The organism is Streptomyces sp. NPDC005931 (assembly GCF_042871235.1).
Classification (GTDB): domain Bacteria; phylum Actinomycetota; class Actinomycetes; order Streptomycetales; family Streptomycetaceae; genus Streptomyces.
This window is the reverse complement of record NZ_JBIAIG010000019.1, coordinates 24,552-48,456: the sequence shown is the minus strand read 5'-3', so window position 1 is coordinate 48,456 and position 23,905 is coordinate 24,552. Positions and strand designations below refer to the sequence as shown.

The 23,905-nt window shown below is 72.5% G+C and carries 22 protein-coding genes; 5 read left to right on the top strand and 17 right to left on the bottom strand.

What is annotated here, in order from left to right:
- Nucleotides 1–88: 88 nt before the first annotated feature.
- From ACFYOV_RS30345 to ACFYOV_RS30310, 8 genes are all read right to left on the bottom strand, one after another.
- Entirely contained in the window at nt 89–844 is a 756-nt protein-coding gene (locus tag ACFYOV_RS30345) for an SDR family oxidoreductase (RefSeq protein ID WP_389093127.1), read from the bottom strand.
- Nucleotides 845–849: 5 nt separating this feature from the next.
- Nucleotides 850–2,634, bottom strand: a complete 1,785-nt coding sequence (locus ACFYOV_RS30340) for a glycoside hydrolase family 15 protein (protein ID WP_389093124.1) — start codon at nt 2,632–2,634, stop codon at nt 850–852.
- Between the two features lie 33 nt (nt 2,635–2,667).
- Nucleotides 2,668–3,054 carry a hypothetical protein gene (locus ACFYOV_RS30335; protein WP_389093122.1) on the bottom strand — a complete coding sequence of 129 codons (387 nt, stop codon included), beginning with the start codon at nt 3,052–3,054 and terminating at the stop codon, nt 2,668–2,670.
- The gene (locus tag ACFYOV_RS30330; RefSeq protein ID WP_389093120.1) at nt 3,051–3,674 is read right to left on the bottom strand and encodes an RNA polymerase sigma factor; all 624 of its coding nucleotides are present in this window, start codon (nt 3,672–3,674) and stop codon (nt 3,051–3,053) included. Before ACFYOV_RS30330 ends, ACFYOV_RS30335 begins: the two co-directional genes overlap by 4 nt.
- Complete coding sequence (locus tag ACFYOV_RS30325) at nt 3,671–5,242, bottom strand: sodium:solute symporter (protein ID WP_389093118.1); 1,572 nt, start codon at nt 5,240–5,242, stop codon at nt 3,671–3,673. Before ACFYOV_RS30325 ends, ACFYOV_RS30330 begins: the two co-directional genes overlap by 4 nt.
- A gap of 224 nt (nt 5,243–5,466) precedes the next feature.
- Nucleotides 5,467–6,261, bottom strand: a complete 795-nt coding sequence (locus tag ACFYOV_RS30320; RefSeq protein WP_389093116.1) for an SURF1 family protein — start codon at nt 6,259–6,261, stop codon at nt 5,467–5,469.
- 70 nt (nt 6,262–6,331) lie between these two features.
- Nucleotides 6,332–6,565 (bottom strand): hypothetical protein, encoded by a 234-nt coding sequence (locus ACFYOV_RS30315; RefSeq protein WP_389093114.1) that lies wholly within the window; start codon nt 6,563–6,565, stop codon nt 6,332–6,334.
- 101 nt (nt 6,566–6,666) lie between these two features.
- Entirely contained in the window at nt 6,667–7,650 is a 984-nt protein-coding gene (locus tag ACFYOV_RS30310) for a DEDDh family exonuclease (RefSeq protein WP_389093113.1), read from the bottom strand.
- Between the two features lie 222 nt (nt 7,651–7,872).
- On the opposite strand from ACFYOV_RS30310, the gene ACFYOV_RS30305 reads away from it, so the two are divergent.
- Nucleotides 7,873–8,583 (top strand): VIT family protein, encoded by a 711-nt coding sequence (locus ACFYOV_RS30305; protein ID WP_389093110.1) that lies wholly within the window; start codon nt 7,873–7,875, stop codon nt 8,581–8,583.
- Nucleotides 8,584–8,607: 24 nt separating this feature from the next.
- Here the strand turns inward: ACFYOV_RS30305 and ACFYOV_RS30300 are convergent, their stop codons facing one another.
- The 4 genes from ACFYOV_RS30300 to ACFYOV_RS30285 form a co-directional block, all read right to left on the bottom strand.
- Nucleotides 8,608–9,615 (bottom strand): copper resistance D family protein, encoded by a 1,008-nt coding sequence (locus tag ACFYOV_RS30300; RefSeq protein ID WP_389093108.1) that lies wholly within the window; start codon nt 9,613–9,615, stop codon nt 8,608–8,610.
- Between the two features lie 117 nt (nt 9,616–9,732).
- Entirely contained in the window at nt 9,733–11,130 is a 1,398-nt protein-coding gene (locus tag ACFYOV_RS30295; RefSeq protein WP_389093106.1) for a CoA transferase, read from the bottom strand.
- A 122-nt stretch (nt 11,131–11,252) separates the two neighbouring features.
- The gene (locus ACFYOV_RS30290; RefSeq protein ID WP_389093105.1) at nt 11,253–12,782 is read right to left on the bottom strand and encodes a S8 family serine peptidase; all 1,530 of its coding nucleotides are present in this window, start codon (nt 12,780–12,782) and stop codon (nt 11,253–11,255) included.
- A gap of 57 nt (nt 12,783–12,839) precedes the next feature.
- Nucleotides 12,840–14,369 carry a S8 family serine peptidase gene (locus tag ACFYOV_RS30285; protein ID WP_389093103.1) on the bottom strand — a complete coding sequence of 510 codons (1,530 nt, stop codon included), beginning with the start codon at nt 14,367–14,369 and terminating at the stop codon, nt 12,840–12,842.
- Nucleotides 14,370–14,735: 366 nt separating this feature from the next.
- Between ACFYOV_RS30285 and ACFYOV_RS30280 the strand changes: the two genes are divergently transcribed.
- The 3 genes from ACFYOV_RS30280 (at nt 14,736) to moaA (ending at nt 17,888) form a co-directional block, all read left to right on the top strand.
- Nucleotides 14,736–15,092 (top strand): DUF485 domain-containing protein, encoded by a 357-nt coding sequence (locus ACFYOV_RS30280; RefSeq protein ID WP_389093101.1) that lies wholly within the window; start codon nt 14,736–14,738, stop codon nt 15,090–15,092.
- On the top strand, nt 15,089–16,717 hold the full coding sequence (locus ACFYOV_RS30275; protein WP_389093099.1) for a cation acetate symporter: 1,629 nt from the start codon (nt 15,089–15,091) through the stop codon (nt 16,715–16,717). Before ACFYOV_RS30280 ends, ACFYOV_RS30275 begins: the two co-directional genes overlap by 4 nt.
- A 181-nt stretch (nt 16,718–16,898) precedes the next feature.
- Nucleotides 16,899–17,888 carry a GTP 3',8-cyclase MoaA gene (moaA, locus tag ACFYOV_RS30270; protein ID WP_389093096.1) on the top strand — a complete coding sequence of 330 codons (990 nt, stop codon included), beginning with the start codon at nt 16,899–16,901 and terminating at the stop codon, nt 17,886–17,888.
- A 34-nt stretch (nt 17,889–17,922) separates the two neighbouring features.
- On the opposite strand, the gene ACFYOV_RS30265 is transcribed toward moaA, so the two are convergent.
- Nucleotides 17,923–18,147 carry a hypothetical protein gene (locus tag ACFYOV_RS30265; RefSeq protein WP_389093261.1) on the bottom strand — a complete coding sequence of 75 codons (225 nt, stop codon included), beginning with the start codon at nt 18,145–18,147 and terminating at the stop codon, nt 17,923–17,925.
- A gap of 267 nt (nt 18,148–18,414) precedes the next feature.
- Nucleotides 18,415–18,813 (bottom strand): DUF3099 domain-containing protein, encoded by a 399-nt coding sequence (locus ACFYOV_RS30260; protein WP_389093259.1) that lies wholly within the window; start codon nt 18,811–18,813, stop codon nt 18,415–18,417.
- 244 nt (nt 18,814–19,057) lie between these two features.
- Between ACFYOV_RS30260 and ACFYOV_RS30255 the strand changes: the two genes are divergently transcribed.
- Nucleotides 19,058–19,336, top strand: coding sequence for a GlsB/YeaQ/YmgE family stress response membrane protein (locus ACFYOV_RS30255; RefSeq protein ID WP_389093093.1), 279 nt, complete (start codon nt 19,058–19,060; stop codon nt 19,334–19,336).
- 121 nt (nt 19,337–19,457) lie between these two features.
- Here ACFYOV_RS30255 and tyrS read toward each other — a convergent pair whose 3' ends face one another.
- From tyrS to ACFYOV_RS30240, 3 genes are all read right to left on the bottom strand, one after another.
- Nucleotides 19,458–20,726 (bottom strand): tyrosine--tRNA ligase, encoded by a 1,269-nt coding sequence (gene tyrS, locus ACFYOV_RS30250; protein WP_389093091.1) that lies wholly within the window; start codon nt 20,724–20,726, stop codon nt 19,458–19,460.
- A 65-nt stretch (nt 20,727–20,791) separates the two neighbouring features.
- Nucleotides 20,792–22,210 (bottom strand): metallopeptidase TldD-related protein, encoded by a 1,419-nt coding sequence (locus ACFYOV_RS30245; protein ID WP_389093088.1) that lies wholly within the window; start codon nt 22,208–22,210, stop codon nt 20,792–20,794.
- A complete protein-coding gene (locus ACFYOV_RS30240) occupies nt 22,207–23,730 on the bottom strand; it encodes a TldD/PmbA family protein (protein ID WP_389093086.1) in 1,524 nt (507 codons plus the stop codon). Before ACFYOV_RS30240 ends, ACFYOV_RS30245 begins: the two co-directional genes overlap by 4 nt.
- Nucleotides 23,731–23,905: the final 175 nt, after the last annotated feature.

Genomic DNA, 23,905 nt, shown 5'->3' with positions numbered 1-23,905 from the left:
ACCGCGCGGGGGCACCCCGCCGGGCCCAGTGCCGTGACCGGAGAGGTTCACCGGCTCGCGCCGCCGGCACACCTTCCCGGCCACAGCATTAGAACCCGTGCCGTGACCCGCCGTCCACCGGCAGCATCACGCCCGTGAGGTAGGACGCCGCGGGGGAGAGGAGGAACGCCGCCGCGCGGCCGAACTCCTCCGGGGTGCCGTAGCGGCGCAGGGGAATGCGGGACGAGGCCGCCTGGCGGGTGGCCTCCGGGTCGGCGGAGAGGGCGTCGAGCTCACGGACGCGGTCGGTGTCGATGCGCCCGGGGAGCACACCGACGACGCGGATGCCGCGCGGACCGAGCTCGTCCGCGAGGGACTTGGCGAACCCGGCGAGGCCGGGGCGCAGCCCGTTGGAGACGGTCAGACCGGGGATCGGCTCGTACACCGAACCGGACAGCACGAAGCCGATGACACCGCCCTCGCCGAGTTCTGCGGCGGCGGCCCGGGCCAGCCGGACCGCGCCCAGGAACACCGACTCGAACGCCGCCCGCCACTGCTCGTCGGTGGCGTCGGCGACGAACCCCGGCGGCGGACCGCCCACGCTGACGAGGATGCCGTCGAAGCGCCCGAACCGCTCCCGCGCGGTGGCGATCAGCCGCTCCGGCGCCGTGGGGTCGGCGTTGTCGACGGCCACCCCGGCCGCACCGTCGCCCAGCGCGGCCGCGGCCGCGGCGACGCTCTTGTCCTCCCGCCCCGTGACGACCACCTTCGCGCCGTCGGCGACGAGTTCCCGCGCCGTGGCGTGGCCCAGCCCGCGGGTCGCCCCGGTGACGACGTACACCCGGTCCTTCAGTCCAAGATCCATGGGCCCTATCCTGCCTCCTCGCCACCGAACAGGGCGAGAGCGGTGTTCACCAGGCCGATGTGGCTGAACGCCTGCGGGAAGTTGCCCAGCAGCCGGCCGCCCACCGGGTCGTACTCCTCCGCCAGCAGCCCCACGTCGTTGGCCAGGCCCAGCAGCCTCTCGAACAGCTCGCGGGCCTCCTCGGTGCGGCCGGTCATGTGCAGGGCGTCCGCGAGCCAGAACGAGCAGACCAGGAACGTGCCCTCCTCCCCGGGGACACCGTCGACCGCGGTCGTCGCCTCGGTGGTGTAGCGGCGTACGAAGCCGCCCTGGCACAGCTCCTTGCGGACCGCCTCGATGGTGCCCAGCACCCGCGGATCGTCCGGCGGCAGGAATCCCACGCGCGGGATCAGCAGCAGCGCGGCGTCCAGTTCCTGCGAGCCGTAGGACTGGGTGAACGTGTTCCGCGCGGGGTCGTAGCCCTTCTCGCACACCTCTCGGTGCACCTCGTCGCGCAACCGGCGCCAGCCGTCGAGGTCGCCGTCGAAGTCCGGGTGCTCCTCGAGCGTGCGCACCGCGCGGTCGGCGGCCACCCACACCATCACCTTGGAGTGCACGAACTGGCGCCGGCCGCCCCGCACCTCCCACAGCCCCTCGTCCGGCTCCCGCCAGACGGTCCGCAGGAAGTCGATCAGGACGGTCTGCAGCGCCCACACGTCCGGCTGCGGCGACAGCCCCGAACGCCGGGCCAGGGCCAGGGAGTCCATGACCTCTCCGTACACGTCCAGCTGGAGCTGGTTCACCGCGTCGTTGCCGATCCGCACCGGAGCGGCCCCGCCGAAGCCGGACAGCCACGGGATCTCGAACTCGGGCAGCCGCCGCTCGCCCGCCAGCCCGTACATGATCTGGAGGTCGGCCGGGTCGCCCGCGACGGCGCGCAGCAGCCAGTTGCGCCACGCCTCCGCCTCGTCCTGGTAGCCCGCCGCCAGCAGCGCGTTCAGCGTCAGGGTGGAGTCGCGCAGCCAGCAGAACCGGTAGTCCCAGTTGCGCACACCGCCCGGCTCCTCCGGCAGGGACGTGGTGGGCGCGGCGACGATGCCCCCGGTGGGGGCGTAGGTGAGCGCCTTGAGGGTGATCAGCGACCGCATGACGGCGTCCCGGTGCGGGCCGTCGTAGCGGCAGCGGGCCGCCCAGGCACGCCAGTCCGCGACGCTGTGGCGCAGCGAGGCGTACGGGTCGACGAGCGGCGGGCGCGGCTCGTGCGAGGGGTGCCAGGTGAGCACGAACGCGACCCGCTCGCCCTCCTCGAGCGTGAACTCCGAGAGCGTGCCGAGGTCCTCGCCCCAGGTGCGCACCTCCGGCTCACTGCGCAGCCACGCGGAGTCGGGCCCGGCGACCGCCACCCGGTGGCCGTCCTCCCGGCGTACCCAGGGCACCACCGAGCCATAGTCGAAGCGCAGCCGGAGCGTGCTGCGCACGGTCACCCGGCCGCGGACGCCCTGCACGATGCGCACCAGGTCGGGGGCGCGGTCGCGCTGCGGCATCAGGTCCGTGACCAGCACCGCTCCCTCGTCGGTCTCCCACTCGGTGTCCAGGACGAGGGTGTCCCTGCGGTAGGAGCGGCGGGTGCAGCGGTCCGCGCCGACAGGGGCGATGCGCCAGTGGCCGTTGTCCTCGTCGCCGAGCAGCCGGGCGAAGCACGCCGCCGAGTCGAAGCGGGGCAGACAGAGCCAGTCGACCGAACCGTCCGTGCCCACCAGGGCAGCGGTCTGTTCGTCGCCGATGAGTGCGTAGTCCTCGATACGGTGCACGGAGTGCGGGTTCCCGGCCACCGGGGCCCGCAATCAGGGGCGGAGCCGGGTGAGTGACGGGCCGTCGGCGGACGGTGAGCCGGTGCCGGAGAAGATGACGCCGGGCTCGGCGGGCGCCTGGTTGAGCACCCACAGGCCGATCAGCGTGGCCAGCGTGAAGACGACGGCGACGAGCACCGTGAGGACCAGCCGCCGCCGGCGTTCCCGGCGCAGCCACTCGCCGCGCGCGGTGCGGTACGCGTCGGGATCGGGCAGCACGCCGCCGGCCAGCGCCTCCAGCGCGTCCCGAAGCTCCCGTTCGGTGCGTTCGGTGCGTTCGGTGCGTTCGGTGCGTTCGGTGCGTTCGGTGAGGCCGGTGCCGGGCGGGCGGGGTCCGGCGTGATCGTGGTCGTTCTCCGTGCGGTCCGGGCCGTCGTTCATCGCCGGGCCTCCATCGCCTGGGTGAGCGCGGCGATGCCGCGTGAGGTGTGCGTCTTGACGGAACCGCAGGAGATGCCCATCGCGGCGGCTATCTCGCTCTCCTTCAGCCCGAGCCAGTGCCGCAGCACCAGTGCCTCGCGCTGCCGGGTGGGCAACTGCTGCAACGCGTCGATCAGCACCCGCTGGTCGTCGCGCAGCAGCGCGGTGTTCTCGGCGGAGGCGACGGTCTCGTCCGTCGGGGTCGGCGGGGTCTCCGCCATCCGGCGGGCGACCTGGAGGTGGCGTATCCGCATCCGCGTCAGGTTGCAGACGGTCGAGCGCAGATAGGCCTCCGCCGCGGCCACGTCCTTCAGCCGCCGCCACTTGCGGTAGATCTGGTAGTACGCCTCGGCCACCACGTTCTCCGGGTCGTCCGCGCCGAGCAGTACGGCCAGGCGCAGCATCGAGGAGTAGTGCAGCTCGAAGAGGCGTGCGACACCGGCCTCCCGTTCCAGGTCGTCCGGGCAGGCGCCGACGGCGGGAGCCGCAGGGGGCGGAGGCGCGGCCGGTGGCGGGGGAGCGGCCGGTGGCGGGGCGGGGGCCGGCGGCAGCGTGGCCTGGGGATGCTGTCTGCGTCTCACGGGTGGTTCGCTCCCCTCTCCGGGCCCCGCCCGATGGGCGGGCGGGGCGGCAGGTCGGTGACGTCGGCGCCGCCCGGGACACCGAGGTGTCGCAGCGCCGCGGTGCCGGCCACCGCGACGGTCAGATTGAGCAGCAGGGCCACGAGCCCGGCGTAGACCTCCGGCGGACCGGTGCCGGAGCCGAGCGGTACCACGGCGACGGTCGGGGAGAACCCCTCGCGCACCACCAGGAAGGTGCCGGCGGTCATGCCCGCGGCCCACCCGGCGAGCAGCGCCCGCGGGTGCAGCCATCGCGTGTACAGGCCCACGGCCACGGCCGGGAACACCTGGAGGATCCACACGCCGCCGAGCAGCTGGAGGTTGATGGCGTCCTGGTCGCGCAGCCCGAACACGAACGCCACGGCGCCCAGCTTCGCGGTGAGCGACACCGCCTTGGCGATGCGCACCTGCCGCTTCGGCGTGGCCGTCGGGTGGACGTACTCGACGTACACGTTCCGCACGAAGCTGGTCGCCGCGGCGATCGACATCACCGCCGCCGGGACCAGCGCCCCCACGACGATCGCGGCGAGCACCAGTCCCGCCGCCGGTCCCGGCATCAGCCGGTCGACCAGCATCGGCACGGCGGCCTCGGCGCCGCCCTCGGGGGCCCGCACCCCGGCCGCCAGCGCCGCGATGCCGAGGAATCCGAAGAGGGCGAGCAGCGCGGTCCACGCGGGCAGCCCCACCGAGACCCTGCGCAGGGTGCGCGGTCCGTCGGCGGCGAACCCGGCGGTGAGCACGTGCGGGTACATCAGCAGGGCCAGCGCCGAGCCGAGGGCGAGCGTGGCGTACGCGGGCTGCTGCTCCGGCGTGAGCAGCAGCGGGGAGTGGGCCGCGTCCGTGCCGCCGAGCCGCAGCGCCGCCCCCTCGAAGACCGCGCCCGGCCCGCCGAACCGCCGCAGGACCAGCCAGCACACGGCGGTGAGCGAGACGAACACCGCCACCGCCTTCAGCGCCGAGATCACCGCCGGAGCCCGCAGTCCGTGCCGGTACGTGGCCACCGCGAGGCCCGCGAACAGCGCCACCATCACCAGGTCACCGGTGGCACCGCGCGGGTACAGCCCGCCGGCCGTGAGCACCGCGCGGATGCCGAGCAGTTGCAGCGCCAGGTACGGCATGGTCGCGAGGATCCCGGTCAGCGCGACGACCAGCGCCAGCGGTGGCGAGCCGTAGCGCCCCCGCACGAAGTCGGCGGCGGTCACGTAGCCGTGCCGCCGGGCCACGCTCCACAGCCGGCTCAGCAGCACGAAGGCGAGCGGGCCGACGATCACCGTGTAGGGCACCGCGAAGAAGGCGGGCGCGCCGTTGCCGTACGCCAGTCCCGGCACGGCCGTGAAGGTGTACGAGGTGTAGATCGTGCCGCCGAGCAGCAGCCAGGTCCAGCCGGGTCCGAGACCGCGGTCGGCCAGTGCCCAGCCCTCCAGCGAGGGCAACCGGTCGCTCGGCCTGAGCCGGCGCGCGGTGACGGCGAGCAGCGACGCCCCGCCGATCACGGCGAGGAACGTCGTGGTCATGGCGCCGTCGGCCATGGGTCACCGTCCTTGGTGTGCCTGTGCCCTCGGAGGAGAGTTGCGCGGACGGCCCGTCCGGAGGACAGGAACCGGTCGCCCGGCCGTCCGGGCCCCGCGTCGTCCCGTGCCCGACCGGTGCGCCACTCTCGCACAGACCGCAGGTGAGCGGGAGGGGAGGGCCGACGGCGGCACGCGCCGACGGCACGCGGTCACGGTGTGTGGCGGCGGGTCCGAGGCGTCGGTCACACCGGCGCCGGCTCCGACTCCTGCGCCGGCTCCTCCGCGGCCGCCTGCGCGCGCTCGCGGGCCTCGCGGCGGACGAGGACCACCCAGCCGATGGGGATGCCCGCCGTGAACAGCCACCACTGGATGGCGTACGCCAGGTGCGGGCCGATGTCGTCGTGCCCGGGAGCGGGGATCGGCTCGGGCCTGCCGCCCGCGGGCTCGGGGTCGGTGAGCTCGATGTAGCCGCCGAGGACCGTCCTGCCGAGCCGCTCGGCCTCCTGCTCGCTGTTGATCAGCATGATCTGCCGGTCGGGCAGGTCGTCGAGGTTCTTGATGCCGCTGGCCTCGGTCGTCTGGTCCGGCATCAGCCGCCCGGTGACCGTGATCCCGCCCCGCGGGGGCGCGGGGATCCTCGGGAACGCGCTCTGGCTCCGCCGGTCCGAGGGGACCCAGCCCCGGTTGACCATCAGGACCCGGCCGTCGGCGAGGACGAAGGGGGTGAGCACGTGGTAGCCGACCTGGTCGTCCGCGTTGGTGCGGCGGCGCACCACGACCTCCCTTGCGGGGTCGAAGCTGCCCTCCGCCGTCACCCGGCGGTACCGGTTCTCGTCGTCGAGCTTCGCTCCGGGGGAGGTCAGGGTCTCGACGGGCACCGGCTCGGCCGCCAGCGAGCCGGCGATCACCCGGTTGAGCGCCACCCTGTTCTCATGGCGGTGCAGCTGCCAGAAGCCCAGCTCGATCATCGTCGGGACGAGCGCGAGTGCCACGAGGGTGACGATCACCCACTGGCGGGACAACAGGAAGCGGTACACCCCACGACCGTACAACTCGGTCGTGGGGTGCATACAGGCGGGTACGGAGTTCCCCCCTTCGGGCAGGGAGTCACACCTTGTCGACGATTCCCGCCTTTCCCTCCGCGCGGGCGCAGTGCGCGCCGCAGTACCAGTGGCCCTCGGCCTCCACGCCCTGGCCGATGATCTGCACCCGGCAGTGCTCGCAGATGGGGGCCATGCGGTGGATCGCGCAGGCGAAGCAGTCGAAGACGTGCACCGCGCCCTGCGCGTGCACCTCGAAGGTCATTCCGTAGCTGTTGCCGCACACTTCACATGTCGCCATGCGCCACAGGGTGAGCCGTCGGCCCGGCGCGGGCGAGCGGGCGGCGGGCGAGTCGTCCGTCAATCACCCGTCCGTACGGTCGGGCCCGGCGGCGCCCCCGCTCACCCCTGCGACGCGGGTTCGACGTCCCCGAGCAACTGCCCGAACGCCGCCTCGTCCACGACCGGCGTGCCGTACTGCCGGGCCTTGACGACCTTGGACGTGCCCGAATCCGGGTCGTTGGTGACCAGGAGGCTGGTCAGCCGGGAGAGGCTGGAGGCGACGTGCAGCCCGGCCTCGGTGGCGCGGTCCTCCAGCAACTCACGATCGACGGACGTGTCTCCGGAGAAGGCGACCCGCATGCCCTGCTTGAGCCGCGCGCCCGGTTCGTACCGCCCCGGGTTGGGGTACGGGCACGCGGGTCGCCGGCGGGACGGCCGCCAGCCCGACGGCCGGTGGCCGCCGGGGCCGGCCTGCTGCCCGATCCGGGGCCGGTCCGTCCACTCCGTCAGCGGCCGGCACTCGTGCAGCGGCAGTCGTACGCCGCTCGCCGCCGCGGCCCGCAGGCTGGGCCGGAACGCCTCCGCGAGCACGCGCGCGTCGTCCAGCGCGTGGTGCGCCCGCCGCTGCACGACGCCGAAGTGCGCGGCGAGCGACTCCAGCTTGTGGTTGGGCAGCGGCAGTCCCAGCTCCTTGGACAGGGCAATGGTGCACAGCCGCTGCCGCACGGGTGCCTCGCTGCGGGCGCGGGCGTACTCGCGGGCGATCATCTGCCAGTCGAAGACGGCGTTGTGCGCCACCAGCACCCGGCCGTCCAGGCGGGCCGCGAACTCCTCGGCGATGTCGCGGAAGAGGGGCGCGCCGTCCAGTACCTCGCTCGTCAGGCCGTGGATCCACACCGGGCCGGGGTCGCGCTCCGGGTTGACCACCGTGTACCAGTGGTCCTCGACCTCGCCGCGCGCGTCCAGCCGGTAGACGGCCGCGGAGATGATGCGGTCGTCCCGGGCCAGCCCCGTGGTCTCCACGTCGACCACCGCGTATCCCCGGGGATACGCGGCCGGCCACGCGGTGGGGGAGGTGGCTGCGGTCGTCAGGTCTTCGAGCATGGTTCCCGAGGATACGGGCCGCCACCGACACTGCTGCCCGTCAGGTCCCGTGCCCGGCCCGGCCGTTCGCATGTCGGGAATGCCCGAAAGCTGATGACTGGTGCCGTGGGTCCACCCGGATCTCGTGCTGGTCGGGACGTCACATGCCGTGCCCGGACACGGGGTTGCCGGTGGGGAGCGTCGGTGCGTTCACGGGCGCGCACCGGGTGGCATGCTCCCGATGTGACGGAACCGACGCATCACGAAGCGCACGGCGGGTCCCTGGCGGTGCGGCTCAACTGGCTGCGCGCGGCGGTCCTCGGCGCCAACGACGGCATCGTCTCCACCGCCGGACTGGTGGTGGGCGTGGCCGGGGCGACCGGGGACCGCTCCACCCTGCTGACCGCCGGACTGGCCGGACTGCTCGCCGGTTCCATGTCGATGGCGGCCGGCGAGTACGTCTCGGTCTCCACCCAGCGCGCCTCGGAGAAGGCCGCCCTGGCGGTGGAGCGGCGCGAGCTGAGGGATCGCCCCGAGGCCGAACTGGAGGAGCTGACCGGGCTGCTCCAGGAGCGGGGGCTGTCACGGGAGGTGGCCCGGGAGGCGGCCGTTCAGCTGACGGAGCGCGACGCACTGCGGGCGCACGCGCGCGTGGAACTCGGCATCGACCCCGACGCCCTCACCAACGCCTGGCACGCGGCCGGCGCCAGCTTCCTCGCGTTCACCGTCGGGGCGCTGCTGCCGCTGCTGGCCATCGTGCTGCCGCCGGCCGACTGGAGGCTCCCCGTCACCGTGGTGTCGGTCCTGGCCGCCCTCGTCGTGACGGGCTGGGCCAGTGCGCGCCTGGGCGCGGCCGAGCCCGGCGCGGCGGTGCTGCGCAACGTGGCGGGCGGGGCGCTGGCCATGGGGGTCACCTACGCGGTGGGTGCCGTGCTGGGGGCGGCGGGGGTGTAGCCGTACGGCCTTCGGTGCCCGCGGTCACCAGCGGATCGGCACCGGCAGCGCCGTCAGCAGCCCGGACACCGCGACCACCAGACCCAGCACGAAGACCTCCGCCCGCGCGGGCGAGCAGGCGGTCAGCGGGTCGGCCGCGCGGGCCAGCCGGATCCGGGCCCACAGGGCGAGGGCGGCGACCCCGGCCATCAGGATCACCTTGGCGAGCAGCACCCGCCCGTACGCCGTGTCCGTCAGCTGGTCCAGGACGGTCTCCGGCGGCATCCGGCGCAGCGAACTGCACACGCCCGTCGCCGTGACGCCGGCCAGCAGCAGGGCCGCCACGCGCGCGTAGCGCCCCAGCAGCGCGGCACCCGCCGCGGCACCGCGCCACAGCCGCAGTGTGCGCAGCGCGTGCAGCAGTCCGCCCACCCACAGCGACGCGCAGACCAGGTGCACCAGCGTCAGCCCCGCACCGATCAGCGGGCTGTACTCGGTCGTCGGATGGGCGCGCAGGGCCTCCGCGACAATCACCGCGGCCAGCGGCCAGACCTGGGTGGCCGGACGGCCGGAGGTCGCGCACAGGGCCGCCGCGAGGAAGGCGTTGACCTCCAGGAGGGCCAGCTTGCCGTCCCGGGTCCCGTACAGGCCGCCCACGTCGATGTCCGCCACGCTGTCCGGCACCAGGTTGCCGGTGGCCACCACGGAGGCGAGTCCGAGGGCGGCCAGGAAGCCGACCGTGCACGCCGCGGCGGACCAGCTGCGCGGTACGGTGGGAAGGGCGCCGGGAACGGATCGGGCGAGCCGGTTCACGATCAGCTCGCCCACGGGTAGCGCCAGCGCCGCGAACAGCACCGTCCGCAGCAGGGCTATGCCGCCCGTGCCGGGCGCGTCGGCCTCCCCGGTGCCGTGCAGCGCGGGGGACGGGCCGAGGAGCGGTATGAGCGCGCCCAGCGCCACCAGCACGAGGACGGCGACGGCCGGGCCGGTGCCGGAACGCCGCGCGCCGCGGTGCGCACCGGTCGTCCCGGGCCTGGGATTTGTCAGAGTCACCCCAGGATCTTCACAAGCGCGCACAGAACGGGGCAAGTGCGGGGCGGTGGTGACGTGTCCATTGCGCCACCGCCCGGACGGTGGCCGCGTGTCCCCGTTCCACCGAAGACCGCCGCCTCAGCACCACCGCGCCGGATCCGCGCCCCAGATCCCGGGCGGACGCGCCCAGTCGCCCGGGCCACCCGCGAACGACACCGGCGACAGGGCGTGGCGCAGCCTTCCCAGGGGGCTCTCCCGCTCGGCGAGCCGGGAACCGGCGGGCCGTCCGCCCGCGTCGCCGCCACCCGACACTTCCTCAACTCCCGTGCGCTGCGGGGCGGGAGCGACCGCGCCCTCCAGCAGCCATCCCGCCGTCCGGGTCAGCGCCACCCGCACCGACCGGCTCCCGCCCTCCCGCGCCTGTTCGGTGAGCGCCCGCAGCACCCCCGCGGCGAGCAGGTACCCCGTGCCGTGGTCGAGCGCCTGCGCCGGCAGCGCCCCCGGCCGACCCGCCGACCCCTCCACCGCCGCGATCCCCGTCGCCGCCTGCACCAGGCTGTCGAAACCGCGCCGGTCGCCCCACGGCCCGTACGCGCCCCACGCCGAGAGCTGGGCCACGACCACCCCGGGCCGCCGCTCGGCCAGCGCCTCGGGGGACAGCCCGAAGCGGTCCAGGGCCCCCGGCCGGTAGCCCGTGACCACCACGTCCGCCGCTGCGAGCAGCTCCTCGAGGACGTCCCCCTCGCGCTCCAGGTCCAGCAGTGCCGACCGCTTGCCGAACCCGGTGTCGGCGTGCTGGTCGGGGAGTTCGGGCAGCCCCGGGGCGTCCAGGCGCAGCACGTCCGCGCCGAGCAGGGCGAGGGTGCGGGTGGCGACGGGTCCCGCGAGGACCCGGGTGAGGTCCAGCACGCGCAGCCCCGCGGCGGGCAGCAGCGGGTCCGGGCCCACGGGTGCGAGCGCACGCGCGGGTGACGAGTCCAGCCGTCCGTGTTCGACCAGCGGGCGCCCGGCCACGGCCGCCGCCTGGTCGTGCGCCGCCCACTGTCCGGGGGTGCGCAACGCGACCGCGAGGCCCCCCGCCGCGTACACGGTTTCCTCGACCTCGAGCGCGGACCGCCCGGCGAGTGCCGCCGCCACCGCGTCCGGGTCCTCCGGCACGCCCAGCGCGGCGAGCAAACGGGCCCGGTGGTGGGGATAGTTGGCGTGGGTGCGCACCCACCCGTCCGCCGTCCGCCAGAACCGCGAGAGCGGCGCGAACGTCTCCGGTGCCCGCCCGTCGACCAGCAGCTGCCGCTCGCTGGCGAACGCCGTCCCCACGGCCCCGTCGTCCACGCGCACGGCCGGGACCTCGGCGAGCCCCGCCCGCAGTGCCCCCAGCTCCGCGGCGGCGAGCGCGCAGGCACCCACACAGGCGCCCGCCAGCTCGCGTACCGGAAGCCGTGCCGGGAGCACCCCGGGCCGCTCGGTCACCGACACGCGCGTGAGGAGGGCGGGATCGCCGCCGAGAGCCGACCATGCCTGCTTGATGTCAGTCATGACTGCACTATGCAGTATTGATTCAATCAACATCAGAGGGGAGCGCCGGGGCACTGGCCCCGGACGGCGGAAGGGCCGGGCGCATTGCCCGGCCCACCGCTCTCACAGGTCGTTCCCGTCGGCTACCGCGTCACCGCGTCCAGGGCGTCCGTCATGCCCCAGCCGTAGAAGCCGTTGCGGTTCTTCGGGCCCTCGCACACCGCGTCGACCTTGCCGTCACCGTTGATGTCGTACGGGTCCGTACACGCCACGGCGTCGGCCTCGGCGTACAGCAGGGCCTTCACCAGGGCGGGCGAGGCGTACGGATGCGTCGACTTGATGAGGGCCGCGACACCCGCGACGTGCGGCGACGCCATCGACGTGCCGGCCATGTAGCCCCACTTGCCGCCGGGCAGCGTGCCCAGGATCCGGCCGTCCGTGGCCGGGGCCTGCGGCGTCTGGTAGGCGGTCCGGTCACCGCCCGGGGCGGCGATGTCCACCACGCCCAGACCGTGGTTGGAGAAGGACGACTTCAGGCCCTTGGCACCCGTCGCGGCGACGGTGACGACGCCCGGCAGCTGGGTCGGGATGTCCAGGCACTCCGACGGGTCGACGACCCGCTCCGACGGCGTGGAGTCGTTCGGGGAGACCGGGTCGGTGATCTCGTCGGCCGCGAGGTCGTAGTTCTCGTTCCCGGCCGCGGCGACGTTCACCGCGCCCTTCCTCTCCGCGTACCGCGCCGCCCGGGTGACGGCCTCGACGAGCGCCTTCTGGTCCGGGTCGTCGGCGCAGTTGAAGTACCAGGGGTCGGTGTAATAGCTGTTGTTGGTGACGTCCACCCCGTGCTCGGCGGCCCACATGAAGCCGCACACCACGGCCTCGGTGTAGAAGAAGCCGTCCGGGTTGGACACCTTGATGCCCGAGACCTTCACGCCGGGTGCGACACCCGTCATGCCGACGCCGTTCTTGGCGGCGGCGATCTCACCGGCGACGTGGGTGCCGTGCGGGCTCTCCGCCGCACCCGGACGCCAGGCCCCGTCGGTCGTGTCCGGCTTGCCGGACACGCAGTTGACCGACGCGGCCCGGTCGAAGTTGGGCGCGATGTCGGGGTGCGTGTCGTCGACGCCGGTGTCGATGACGGCGACGGTGACCTTCGAGCTGCCCAGCGACTTCTCGTGCGCCCGGTCCGCCTTGATGGCGGGCAGGTCCCACTGAAGGGACTGCAACGGGTCCTGGCCCTCGGCAGCCTCGGCCTCGGCGACCTCCGCCGCGCTGAGCACCTTCGGGGTGCCCATGTCGGTCGTGGCCGCCGACGGCAGCGGCGCGGTGCGGGTGGCACCGGCCGACTGCACTCCGCGCACCGTGCGCACGGTCTTCGCGAAGTCGGGGTTCGACGAGTGGACGACGATGACGCCGATCTTGTCGTACGACGCCACGATCGTGCCGCCGGCCTCGCCGATCGCCTTCTTCACGTGCGCGGAAGTGCCGTGACCACCACGGACGTTGACGACATAGCTGAGCGAGGTGGCGTCGGCCGCGGTCGCCGCGGGGGACTCACCGTCCGCCGGCGCGGCCGTGGCGGCGGTGTTCGGCAGGAACGCGAGGGCCGTCGCCATGGCCATCCCGGCCGGGATCACGAGCGCGCGGCGCAGGCGCGGGTGAGGCGCTGTCATGGTGTCTCCAGTTCGTTCACGAAACGAGCGGACGTGCGAAGGGCTTCGCACGCGGGGCTAGTTCACCGCGCGCAGGGCGTTGACGATGCCGAAGCCGTAGAAACCGTTGACCCGGTCGCCGCCCTCGCACACCGCGTCCTGCGTCCCGTCACCGTTCTGGTCGTAGGACTCGGGGCAGCCCGGGTTGTCCGCCTGTGCCTTCAGCAGCGTCTGGAGGATGGCCGGGGTGGCCGACGGGTACTTGGACTTCAGCAGCGCGGCGACACCGGCGGCGTGCGGCGAGGCCATCGAGGTGCCCTGGAGGAAGCCGAACCCGCCGTTCGGCATGGTGGACAGGATGCGCCCGTTCTTCGAGGGCGTGTCCGGCAGCTGGTAGCGGCGGTCGCCGCCCGGCGCCGCCACGTCGACGAAGCCCTTGCCGTAGGAGGAGTAGTACGACTTGAGGTTGTGCACGCCCGTGGCGCTGACCGTGACGATGCCCGCCAGCTGGGTCGGCACGTCGAAGCACGTGTGCGGGTCGATGGTGCGCTCGACCGGCGTGGAGTCGTCGGGGCTCGAGTCGTCGACGATCGCGTCCGCGTTCAGGTCGTGGTTGGAGTTGCCCGCCGACGCGAGGTGCAGCGTGCCCTTGCGCTGCGCGTACCGCTGGGCCCGGTCGACCGCGTCGACGATCGCCTTCTGGTCGGGGTCGTCCATGCAGTTGTACAGCCACGGGTCCACGTAGTAGCTGTTGTTCGTGATCTCCACGCCGTGGTCGGCGGCGAACACGAAGGCGCACACGACGCTCTCCGGGTAGAACAGCCCGTTGTGCGGGTCGCTCACCTTGATGCCCGAGACCTTGACCCCCGGGGCCACACCGGCGACACCGACGCCGTTGCGGGCGGCGGCGATCGAACCGGCCACGTGGGTGCCGTGGTAGTCGTCGGCGGTGTACGGGCGCCAGGCACCCTCACTGGTGTCCGCCTTGCCGCCGACGCAGTTGGCGGACTGGGCGGCGGAGAAGTTCGGCGCGAGGTCCGGGTGGGTGTCGTCGACACCGGTGTCGATCACCGCGACGGTCACCTTGTCGCTGCCCGGGTTGATCTTCGCGGCCTGGTCGGCGCCGATGGCGCGCAGGTCCCACTGGTCGGCCTCGAGGGGCTCGCTGCCCGGGACCTCGTCCGACGCCGCCTCGGTCCGCGCGGCCTCCGCGGCCGTCAGGTAGTCCGCGGCGCCCTCGTCCGTCGTCCCGGCGGGGGTCAGCGGAGCGGTCCGGGTCGCGCCCGCCGACTGCACTCCGCTCACCGCGCGCGCCTGCTTGCCGAACTCCGGGTTCGACGAGTGGACGACGATCACGCCGATCTTCTCGTACGTGACCACGACGGTGCCGCCGGCCGCGGCGATCGCCTTCTTCACCGAGGCGATGACGCCGGGGTCCACCTCGGTGTTCACGACGTACGCCAAGGTGGGCGCGTCCGCCGCCTGCTCGGCCGTCGCCGCCTGCGGGGCCGCCGAGGCCGCCGCCGGCAGGAAGCCGAGCGAGGCGGTCAGGGACAGCGCGACGGGCACGGCGAGGGCGAGCCGGCGTCTGGAACGCAGATGAGCCATGGGGTCTCCACATCATCCGGAAACGGAACCGGCCCGAGACCCAGATGATGCTCGGGCAGGTACATGACGGGTGGTGCAGGGGTGAAGCTATCCCGCGATGTTGCTGGCCAGCAACGATTTCCCGAAAGGACTTCACAAAGGTGGCCCCGACGTCTCACGAATCTCTCGCGAAACGCCCGACGGGCATGGCGCAACTGCCCGGCCCCGCACAGGAAACCGGCCAGGGCGGTCACCGCCGAACACCCGGAGGAAAGAAGCGAACACAGTTGAACCGGTCCTCGCGCGGCGCCGTGACCTTGTGCAGGGAGCGCGAGGACACTCGCCTCCGTCCCCGTCTGAAGCTCACCCGCAACGCGAGGAGACTCCGTGGCCACCGACGCACCGCCCCCCTCGACAGAACAACACAAACTCCCCACTCCGGAGGAGTTCACCGAGGTGCAGCAGAGCGCGGAGTTCGGTGAACTGCGCCGCTCCTACCGCTCCTTCGCCTTCCCGCTGACCGTCGCCTTCATCGCCTGGTACCTGCTGTACGTGCTGCTCTCCAACTACGCGGGCGGCTTCATGGGCACCAAGTTGTTCGGCAACATCAACATCGCCTTCGTCTTCGGCGTCCTTCAGTTCGTCACCACGTTCGTCATCGCCTGGTGGTACTCCCGGCACGCCGCCGCCGAGCTCGACCCCAAGGCCGAGGCCATCAAGACCCGTATGGAGGGCGACGCATGAGCCCCGCGTTCACCCACGTCCAGCTCGCCGCCGGTGAGGCCAGCGAGCACCGGCCGCTCATCATCACCCTGTTCGCGCTGTTCGTCGTCGCGACCCTGTTCATCACCGTCTGGGCCGGCCGGCAGACCAAGGACGCCGCCGACTTCTACGCGGGCGGCCGCCAGTTCAGCGCCTTCCAGAACGGCCTCGCGGTCTCCGGCGACTACATGTCGGCCGCGTCCTTCCTCGGCATCGCCGGCGCCATCGCCCTCTTCGGCTACGACGGCTTCCTGTACTCCATCGGCTTCCTGGTCGCCTGGCTGGTGGCCCTGCTGTTGGTCGCCGAACCGCTCAGGAACTCCGGCCGCTACACCATGGGCGACGTCCTCGCCTACCGCATGCGCCAGCGCCCGGTGCGCACCGCGGCCGGCACCTCCACCATCGTCGTGTCGATCTTCTACCTGCTGGCCCAGATGGCGGGCGCGGGCGTCCTCGTCTCGCTGCTGCTCGGCATCACCTCCGACGCCGGCAAGATCCTCATCGTCGCCCTCGTCGGCTTCCTGATGATCGTGTACGTCTCCATCGGCGGCATGAAGGGCACCACCTGGGTGCAGATGGTCAAGGCCGTGCTGCTCATCGGCGGCACGATCCTCATCACCTTCCTGGTGTTGCTGAAGTTCAACTTCAACATCTCCGACCTGCTCGGCAAGGCCGCCGCGAACAGCGGCAAGGGCGCCGCCTTCCTGGAGCCCGGCCTCCAGTACGGCGCCACCGGCACCTCCAAGCTGGACTTCATCTCCCTCGGCATCGCCCTGGTCCTGGGCACCGCCGGCCTGCCGCACATCCTGATCCGCTTCTACACGGTGCCCAACGCCAAGGCCGCCCGTAAGTCCGTGAACTGGGCCATCGGCATCATCGGCGGCTTCTACCTGATGACCATCGCCCTCGGCTTCGGTGCCGCCGCGCTGATCTCCCAGGACGAGATCATCGCCTCCAACCCGTCCGGCAACACCGCGGCACCCCTGCTGGCCCTGCACCTGGGCGGCGTCGACTCGGCCTGGGGCGCGATCCTGCTCGCCACCATCTCGGCCGTGGCCTTCGCCACCATCCTCGCCGTGGTCGCCGGGCTCACCCTGGCCTCGTCGTCCTCCTTCGCGCACGACATCTACGCCAACGTCATCCGCAAGGGCCAGGCCACCGGCGCCGAGGAGGTCCGCGCGGCCCGCTGGGCGACCGTCTTCATCGGCGTCGTCTCCATCGCCCTCGGTGCCCTTGCCCGCGACCTCAACGTGGCCGGCCTGGTCGCCCTGGCCTTCGCGGTCGCCGCCTCCGCCAACCTGCCGACCATCCTCTACAGCCTGTTCTGGAAGCGCTTCACCACCCAGGGCGCGCTGTGGTCGATCTACGGCGGCCTGATCGTCGCCGTCGGCCTGGTGCTGTTCTCACCCGTCGTCTCCGGCGACCCCAAGGCGATGTTCCCCGAGGTGGACTTTGCCTGGTTCCCGCTGAAGAACCCGGGCATCATCTCCATCCCGTTCGGCTTCCTGATGGGCTGGCTCGGCACCGTCCTGTCCAAGGAGGAGCCGGACGCCAAGAAGTACGCGGAACTGGAGGTCCGGTCCCTCACCGGCACCGGCGCCCACTGATCCGTCCCTTCCGTCCCCTCCCTACCGCCGCCGCGGCCGTGTCGCCGGGGACCTCCTGTAGGTCCTTACGACGCGGCTGCCGCGCGTTGGTCGCATCGGGCGGTGTGGGGTTGTCGGTGGCGTCGCGTAGGCTCGCACATATCGGAAAACCCCGTGCGTCCGCGTCGAGGGAGGGGGCCACGTGCTCATCGACACCTACGGCCGAGTGGCCACCGACCTGAGGGTCTCGCTGACCGACCGGTGCAACCTGCGGTGCACCTACTGCATGCCCGAGGAGGGCCTGCAGTGGCTGGCCAAGCCCGACCTGCTCACGGACGACGAGATCGTCCGGCTGGTCGACATCGCGGTCACCACCCTCGGGGTCACGGAGGTCCGCTTCACCGGCGGCGAGCCCCTGCTGCGCCCCGGCCTGGTCGGCATCGTCGAGCGCGTGGCCGCGCTGGAGCCCCGCCCGCAGATCTCCCTCACCACCAACGGCATCGGGCTCGGACGCACCGCCGTCGCCCTCAAGGAAGCGGGCCTGGACCGGGTCAACGTCTCCCTCGACACCCTCCGCCCGGACGTCTTCAAGACCCTCACCCGCCGGGATCGCCACAAGGACGTCATCCAGGGCCTGCACGCCGCCCGCGCGGCCGGACTGACCCCCGTCAAGGTCAACACGGTCCTGATGCCGGGGCTCAACGACGACGAGGCCCCCGACCTCCTCGCCTGGGCCGTGGAGCACGACTACGAGCTGCGCTTCATCGAGCAGATGCCGCTGGACGCCCAGCACGGCTGGAAGCGCGACGGCATGATCACCGCCGGCGACATCCTCGCCTCCCTGCGGACCCGCTTCGAGCTGACCCCCGAGGGCGACGAGGCCCGCGGCTCCGCCCCGGCCGAGCGCTGGCTGGTCGACGGAGGCCCGCACCGCGTCGGCGTCATCGCCTCCGTCACCCGCCCGTTCTGCCGGGCCTGCGACCGCACCCGGCTCACGGCCGACGGACAGGTCCGCACCTGTCTGTTCGCCACCGAGGAGACGGACCTGCGGGCGGCCCTTCGCTCCGGCGCCCCCGACGAGGAGATCGCCCGCATCTGGAAGGTTGCCATGTGGGGCAAGAAGGCGGGCGCGGGACTGGACGACCCGTCCTTCGTCCAGCCCGACCGCCCGATGTCGGCGATCGGCGGCTGAACCGCCGCGTGGGCGGCGGGCCCGTCCCGCTCTCCTACGCCTCTTCGGATGCCCGCCAGTCCTCGAACCGGACGACGTCCTTCAGGAATCCGCGCACGCCGAGGAACTGCGACAGGTGTTCGCGGTGCTCCTCGCACGCGAGCCAGGTCTTGCGGCGCTCCGGCGTGTGGATTTTCGGGTTGTTCCAGGCCAGCACCCACACGGCGGCGGCACGGCAGCCCTTGGTGGAACAGATCGGCGACTCGGGATCAGGGACCATCACACCGCCGACCCTAACCCGGTCGGCGCGGTGCGGACGGCCCCGGGCGGCTGCGCGCGGCCCCCGGGAAAAGGCGACGCCGAGCAGCCACGGGGGGAGCTGCCCGGCGTCGGTCCGTCGCTCCGACGGGGGATGCGGAGCGCGTACGAAGTATGTCACGGGTCACCCCGCCCCCGGCACCGGAACAACATGATTGATCTGAGCTTTTCTTGAGCTTGGCGCGGAAGTGACTTCCGCGCCGGGCCGGCCGCCCTTCCCCGTCGTCGCTCACGACCGTTCGGTCTGCTCCGTTCGTCCGCCCGGCGCGGACTTCGGCGCCGCATCTTCCGCATCGGGTTCCGCGGGGCCTTCATTCGTCCGCGGCGGCGCGATCATCGGGCGTACCGGCGTCGTCACGAAGGTCGACGGCAGCGACGGCGCGTTCTCCCGCCCGGCGTTGGCGACGACCACCGCGATGTACGGCAGAACGGCCCCGAGGACCAGCGCCACGATCGCCACGTGGCGTTCCACGTTCCAGAGCGAGGCGGCGAGGATGACCGAGATCGTACGGACGGTCATCGAGATCACATACCGGCGCTGTCGCCCGCGCACATCGTCCTGGAGGCTCGCCCGGGCTCCGGTGATCCGGAACACCTCGACGCTGTTGCCGCCATGCTGCTTCCGCATCGCATTCCACCATCCGCCCGCATCGGACTCTTCCCGCACCGCAACCGTCCCGCGACCGGTCGGGGGCACCGGGCCCGGACGCCTTCCACGGTACGCCGCACCCGCGCCCGCCACGAGACCGGGTCGCCCCGGCCCGAGCGCCCTGTCTGCGCCGCAGCGCGTAGACAGCATCCGACATGCGCCGTAGCGCGCCCGGGCCGACACTGGCCGTGATGCTCACGTCGAGTGGTACGAGGAGGCAGTCATGGGCTGGTTGTGGGCCATTATCGTGGGATTCGTGCTCGGCCTGATCGCCAAGGCGGTCATCCCGGGCAAGCAGCACAGCCCCCTGTGGCTGACGACCATCTGCGGCATCCTCGGCGCCATCGCGGGCAACGCCATAGCGCGCGGCTTCGGCATCGAGGAGACTTCGGGCATCGACTGGGGCCGGCACGCCTTCCAGCTGGGCGCTGCGGTCGTCATCGTCTTCTTCGTGGACATGCTCTACACGTCCATGAAGGGCAGGCGACGCCGGCGGGTCTGACCCCACGGACGGACGAGCGCGCCCCGGTGTGGCGCGGGGGCGGCCCCCGGTGTGCCGGAAGGCCGCCCCCGCGAGCCCTCGTCCTGGACGGGTGGCCCCGGGAAGGGGCCGCGCGCCCGCCTCAGCCGGCCGTGAGCTCCACCGCCGCCAGGTTCTTCTTGCCGCGGCGCAGCACCAGCCAGCGTCCGTGCAGCAGGTCCTCCTTGGCGGGGACGGCGTCCTCGGCGGTGACCTTCACATTGTTCACGTAGGCGCCGCCCTCCTTCACCGTGCGCCGCGCGGCCGACTTGCTCGGCACCAGGCCGACCTCGGCGAACAGGTCGACGACCGGTCCCAGCTCGGCGACCCGGACGTGCGGCACCTCGGAGAGCGCCGCTGCGAGCGTCCGCTCGTCCAGGTCCGCCAGCTCGCCCTGCCCGAAGAGCGCCTTCGAGGCGGCGATCACGGCGGCCGTCTGGTCGGCGCCGTGCACCAGCGTCGTCAGCTCCTCGGCCAGCGCCCGCTGCGCGGCACGCGCCTGTGGCCGCTCCTGCGTCTGCCGCTCCAGCTCCTCCAGGTCCTCACGGGACCGGAAGGACAGGATGCGCAGGTAACCGGAGATGTCCCGGTCGTCCACGTTCAGCCAGAACTGGTAGAACGCGTACGGCGTCGTCATCTCCGGGTCCAGCCAGACCGCCCCGCCCTCGGTCTTGCCGAACTTGGTGCCGTCCGCCTTCGTCATCAGCGGCGTCGCGTAGGCGTGGACGGTCGCGTCCGGCTCCAGACGGTGGATCAGGTCCAGGCCCGCCGTGAGGTTGCCCCACTGGTCGCTGCCGCCCTGCTGGAGGGTGCAGCCGTAGCGCCGGTACAGCTGGAGGAAGTCCATGGCCTGCAGCAACTGGTAGCTGAACTCCGTGTAGCTGATGCCCTCGGAGGACTCCAGACGCCGCGCGACCGAGTCCTTCGTCAGCATCTTGTTGACGCGGAAATGCTTGCCGATGTCCCGCAGGAACTCGATCGCGGAGAGGTTCTGCGTCCAGTCCAGGTTGTTGACCATCACGGCCGCGTTCTCGCCCTCGAAGGACAGGAACGGCTCGATCTGGCCACGCAGGCGGTCGACCCAGCCGGCGACCGTCCCCGGGTCGTTCAGCGTGCGCTCCGCCGTCGGGCGGGGGTCGCCGATCTGGCCGGTGGCCCCGCCGACCAGCGCCAGCGGCCGGTGACCGGCCTGCTGGAGCCGGCGCACGGTGAGCACCTGCACGAGATGCCCCACGTGCAGTGACGGAGCCGTCGGGTCGAAGCCGCAATAGAACGTGACGGGACCGTCCGCGAGCGCCTTGCGCAAAGCGTCCTCGTCAGTGGACTGGGCGAACAGCCCGCGCCACTTCAGCTCGTCGACGATGTCCGTCACGGTTCTCGTGTCTCCTCGATGATCTTCGGCCGGTCGGGTGACAGCCGACGGGAATGCCTACGAGGTTATACGCCCTGGCTGACAGAGCTCATGTTGAAATCCGGGATGCGCAGCGCGGGCATCGCCGCCCTGGTGAACCAGTCGCTCCACTCCCGGGGCAGCGTCCTCTCCGTACGGCCCGCCTCCGTGGCCCGGCCCAGCACGCTCACCGGCGACTCGTTGAACCGGAAGTTGTTCACCTCGCCGGTCACCTCGCCGTTCTCCACGAGGTAGACGCCGTCCCGGGTCAGACCGGTCAGCAGCAGCGTCGCCGGGTCGACCTCACGGATGTACCACAGGCAGGTCAGCAGCAGTCCCCGGCCGGTGTTCGCGACCATCTCCTCCAGGGAGCGGTCGTCGCCGCCCTCCAGGATCAGGTTGTCGATCCCCGGCGCAAGCGGCAGCCCGGTCAGGCTCGCGCTGTGCCTGCTGGTCGTGAGGTGCCGCAGCTCCCCCTCGCGCACCCAGTCGGTGGCCGTCAGCGGCAGCCCGTTGTCGAACACCGACTGGTCGTCCCCCGAGGAGTGGGCGATCACGAACGGCGCCGACTCCAGCCCCGGCTCGTCCGGGTCGCTGCGCAGGGTCAGCGGCAGCCCGGTCAGCCTCTCGCCGATCCGGGTGCCGCCACCGGGCCGGGAGAACACCGTGCGGCCCTCGGCCGCGTCCCGGCCCGAGGCCGACCACATCTGGTAGATCAGCAGGTCGGCGACGGCCGTCGGCGGCAGCAGCGTCTCGTAGCGGCCCGCGGGCAGCGCCAGGCGTCGCTCGGCCCAGCCGAGCCGCACGGCCAGCTCCGCGTCGAGCGACACCGGGTCGACGTCCTTGAAGTCCCGCGTGGACCGGCCCGCCCACGCCGAGCGCGTACGGTCCGGCGACTTGGCGTTGATCTCCAGCGTCCCCTTGGGCTGGTCGTGGCGCAGCCGCAGCCCCGTGGACGTCCCCAGATAGCTGGTGACCATCTCGTGGTTGGCGAAGCCGTACAGCTCACGCCCGCCCGCCCGCGCGCGGGCGAACGCCTCGCCCAGCGCCGGGGCGAAGTCGGCGAACACCGCGGAGGACGTCTCCGCGGGCGCCGCGGTGAACTCGGGGGACTCGGCCACCCCCGTGACCAGCGGCTGCGCGTCCTCCGCCGGACCGGCACCCCGCGCGGTGGCCTCCGCGGCCCGCACCAGCGGCTCCAGCTCGTCCATGGTGACCGCGGAACGGGACACCACTCCGGTGGCGGTGCCCTCGGCCCCGTCCACCGTGGCGACCACGGTGAGCGTGCGCCCGCGCGTGACACCGTTCGTGGTGAGGGCGTTGCCCGCCCAGCGCAGATTGGCCGTCGAGTGCTCGTCGGCGATCACGACACAGCCGTCGGCCCGGGACAGCTCGAGCGCGCGCTCGACGATCTCGTACGGCTTGGTGGTCGGCGAAGTCGTGCCGTTGGGCACACGCGCGCTCATCGACCGGCCTCCTGCGTGGTGTTCAGAATGTTGACTCCCTTGAAGAGGGCGGACGGACAGCCGTGCGACACCGCCGCCACCTGTCCGGGCTGGGCCTTGCCGCAATTGAAGGCACCGCCCAGCACATACGTCTGCGGGCCGCCGACCGCGGCCATCGAGCCCCAGAAGTCGGTGGTCGTCGCCTGGTAGGCGACGTCCCGCAGCTGGCCGGTGAGCCGCCCGTTCTCGATGCGGTGGAAGCGCTGCCCGGTGAACTGGAAGTTGTAGCGCTGCATGTCGATGGACCACGACCGGTCGCCGACGACGTAGATGCCCCGGTCGACGCCCCCGATGAGGTCCTCGGTCGACATCCCGGCCGGGTCCGGCCGCAGCGACACGTTGGCCATGCGCTGCACCGGCACGTGCGACGGCGAGTCCGCGAACGCGCACCCGTTGGACCGCTCGAATCCGGTCAGCCGCGCGATCCGCCGGTCCAGCTGGTAGCCGACCAGCGTGCCGTCCCTCACCAGGTCCCACGACTGCGCCTCGACGCCCTCGTCGTCGTACCCGACCGTCGCCAGGCCGTGCTCGGCCGTGCGGTCACCGGTGACGTTCATCAGCTCCGAGCCGTACCGGAGCTTGCCGAGCTGGTCGAAGGTGGCGAACGAGGTGCCCGCGTAGGCCGCCTCGTAGCCGAGCGCGCGGTCCAGCTCGGTGGCGTGCCCGATGGACTCGTGGATCGTCAGCCACAGGTTGGACGGGTCCACCACCAGGTCGTACAGCCCCGGCTCGACGCTCGGCGCCCGCATCTTCTCGGCGAGCAGTCCCGGGATCCGCTCCAGCTCGTCGTCCCAGTCCCAGCCGGTGCCCGTCAGGTACTCCCAGCCGCGGCCCACCGGCGGCGCGAGGGTGCGCATGGAGTCGAACTCACCGCTGGAGTCGTCCACCGACACGGCCGTGAACACCGGGTGCAGCCGCACCCGCTGCTGCGTGGTCGCGGTCCCGGCCGTGTCCGCGTAGAACTTGTTCTCGTGCACGGTGAGCAGTGAGGCGTCCACGTGGTCCACCCCGTCGGCCGCGAGCAGCCGCCCGCTCCACTCCGCCAGCAGCCCCGCCTTCTCCGCGTCGGGCACGGTGAACGGATCGATCTCGTACGACGAGATCCACGTCGCGTCCGCGTGCACCGGCTCGTCGGCCAGCTCCACCCGCTCCTCGGCGCCTGCCGCCCTGATCACCTGCGCGGACAGCCGCGCCATCGCCACCGCCTGCGACGCGACCTTGGCGGCCGCGTCCGGGGTCAGGTCCACCCCCGACGCGAAACCCCACGCCCCGCCGTGCACGACGCGCACCGCGTAGCCGAGGTCGGTGGTGTCGGAGGAACCGGAGGGCTTGGCGTCCCGGAACCGCCAGGAGGCACTGCGCACCCGCTCAAGGCGGAAGTCCGCGTGCTCGGCCCCGAGCGACCGCGCCCGGGCGAGCGCGGCGTCGGCGAGGCGGCGCAGGGGCAGGGCCGTGAAGGCTTCGTCAATGCTATGAGGCACCTACGTCTCTTCCTGTCGGCTTTCGGTCTTCGGCTCCGGCATCATGTCGCGTCGGCCGGTGGGGGACCACATCTTTCCCTCCGAGGTCCGGTCGTTTCTGTAGGGTCCCGACAGTGAGTCCCCCCGGCCACTGTCGGTGCCCGAATGTCCTCCGCGGTTCCCGGACCGATAGGTT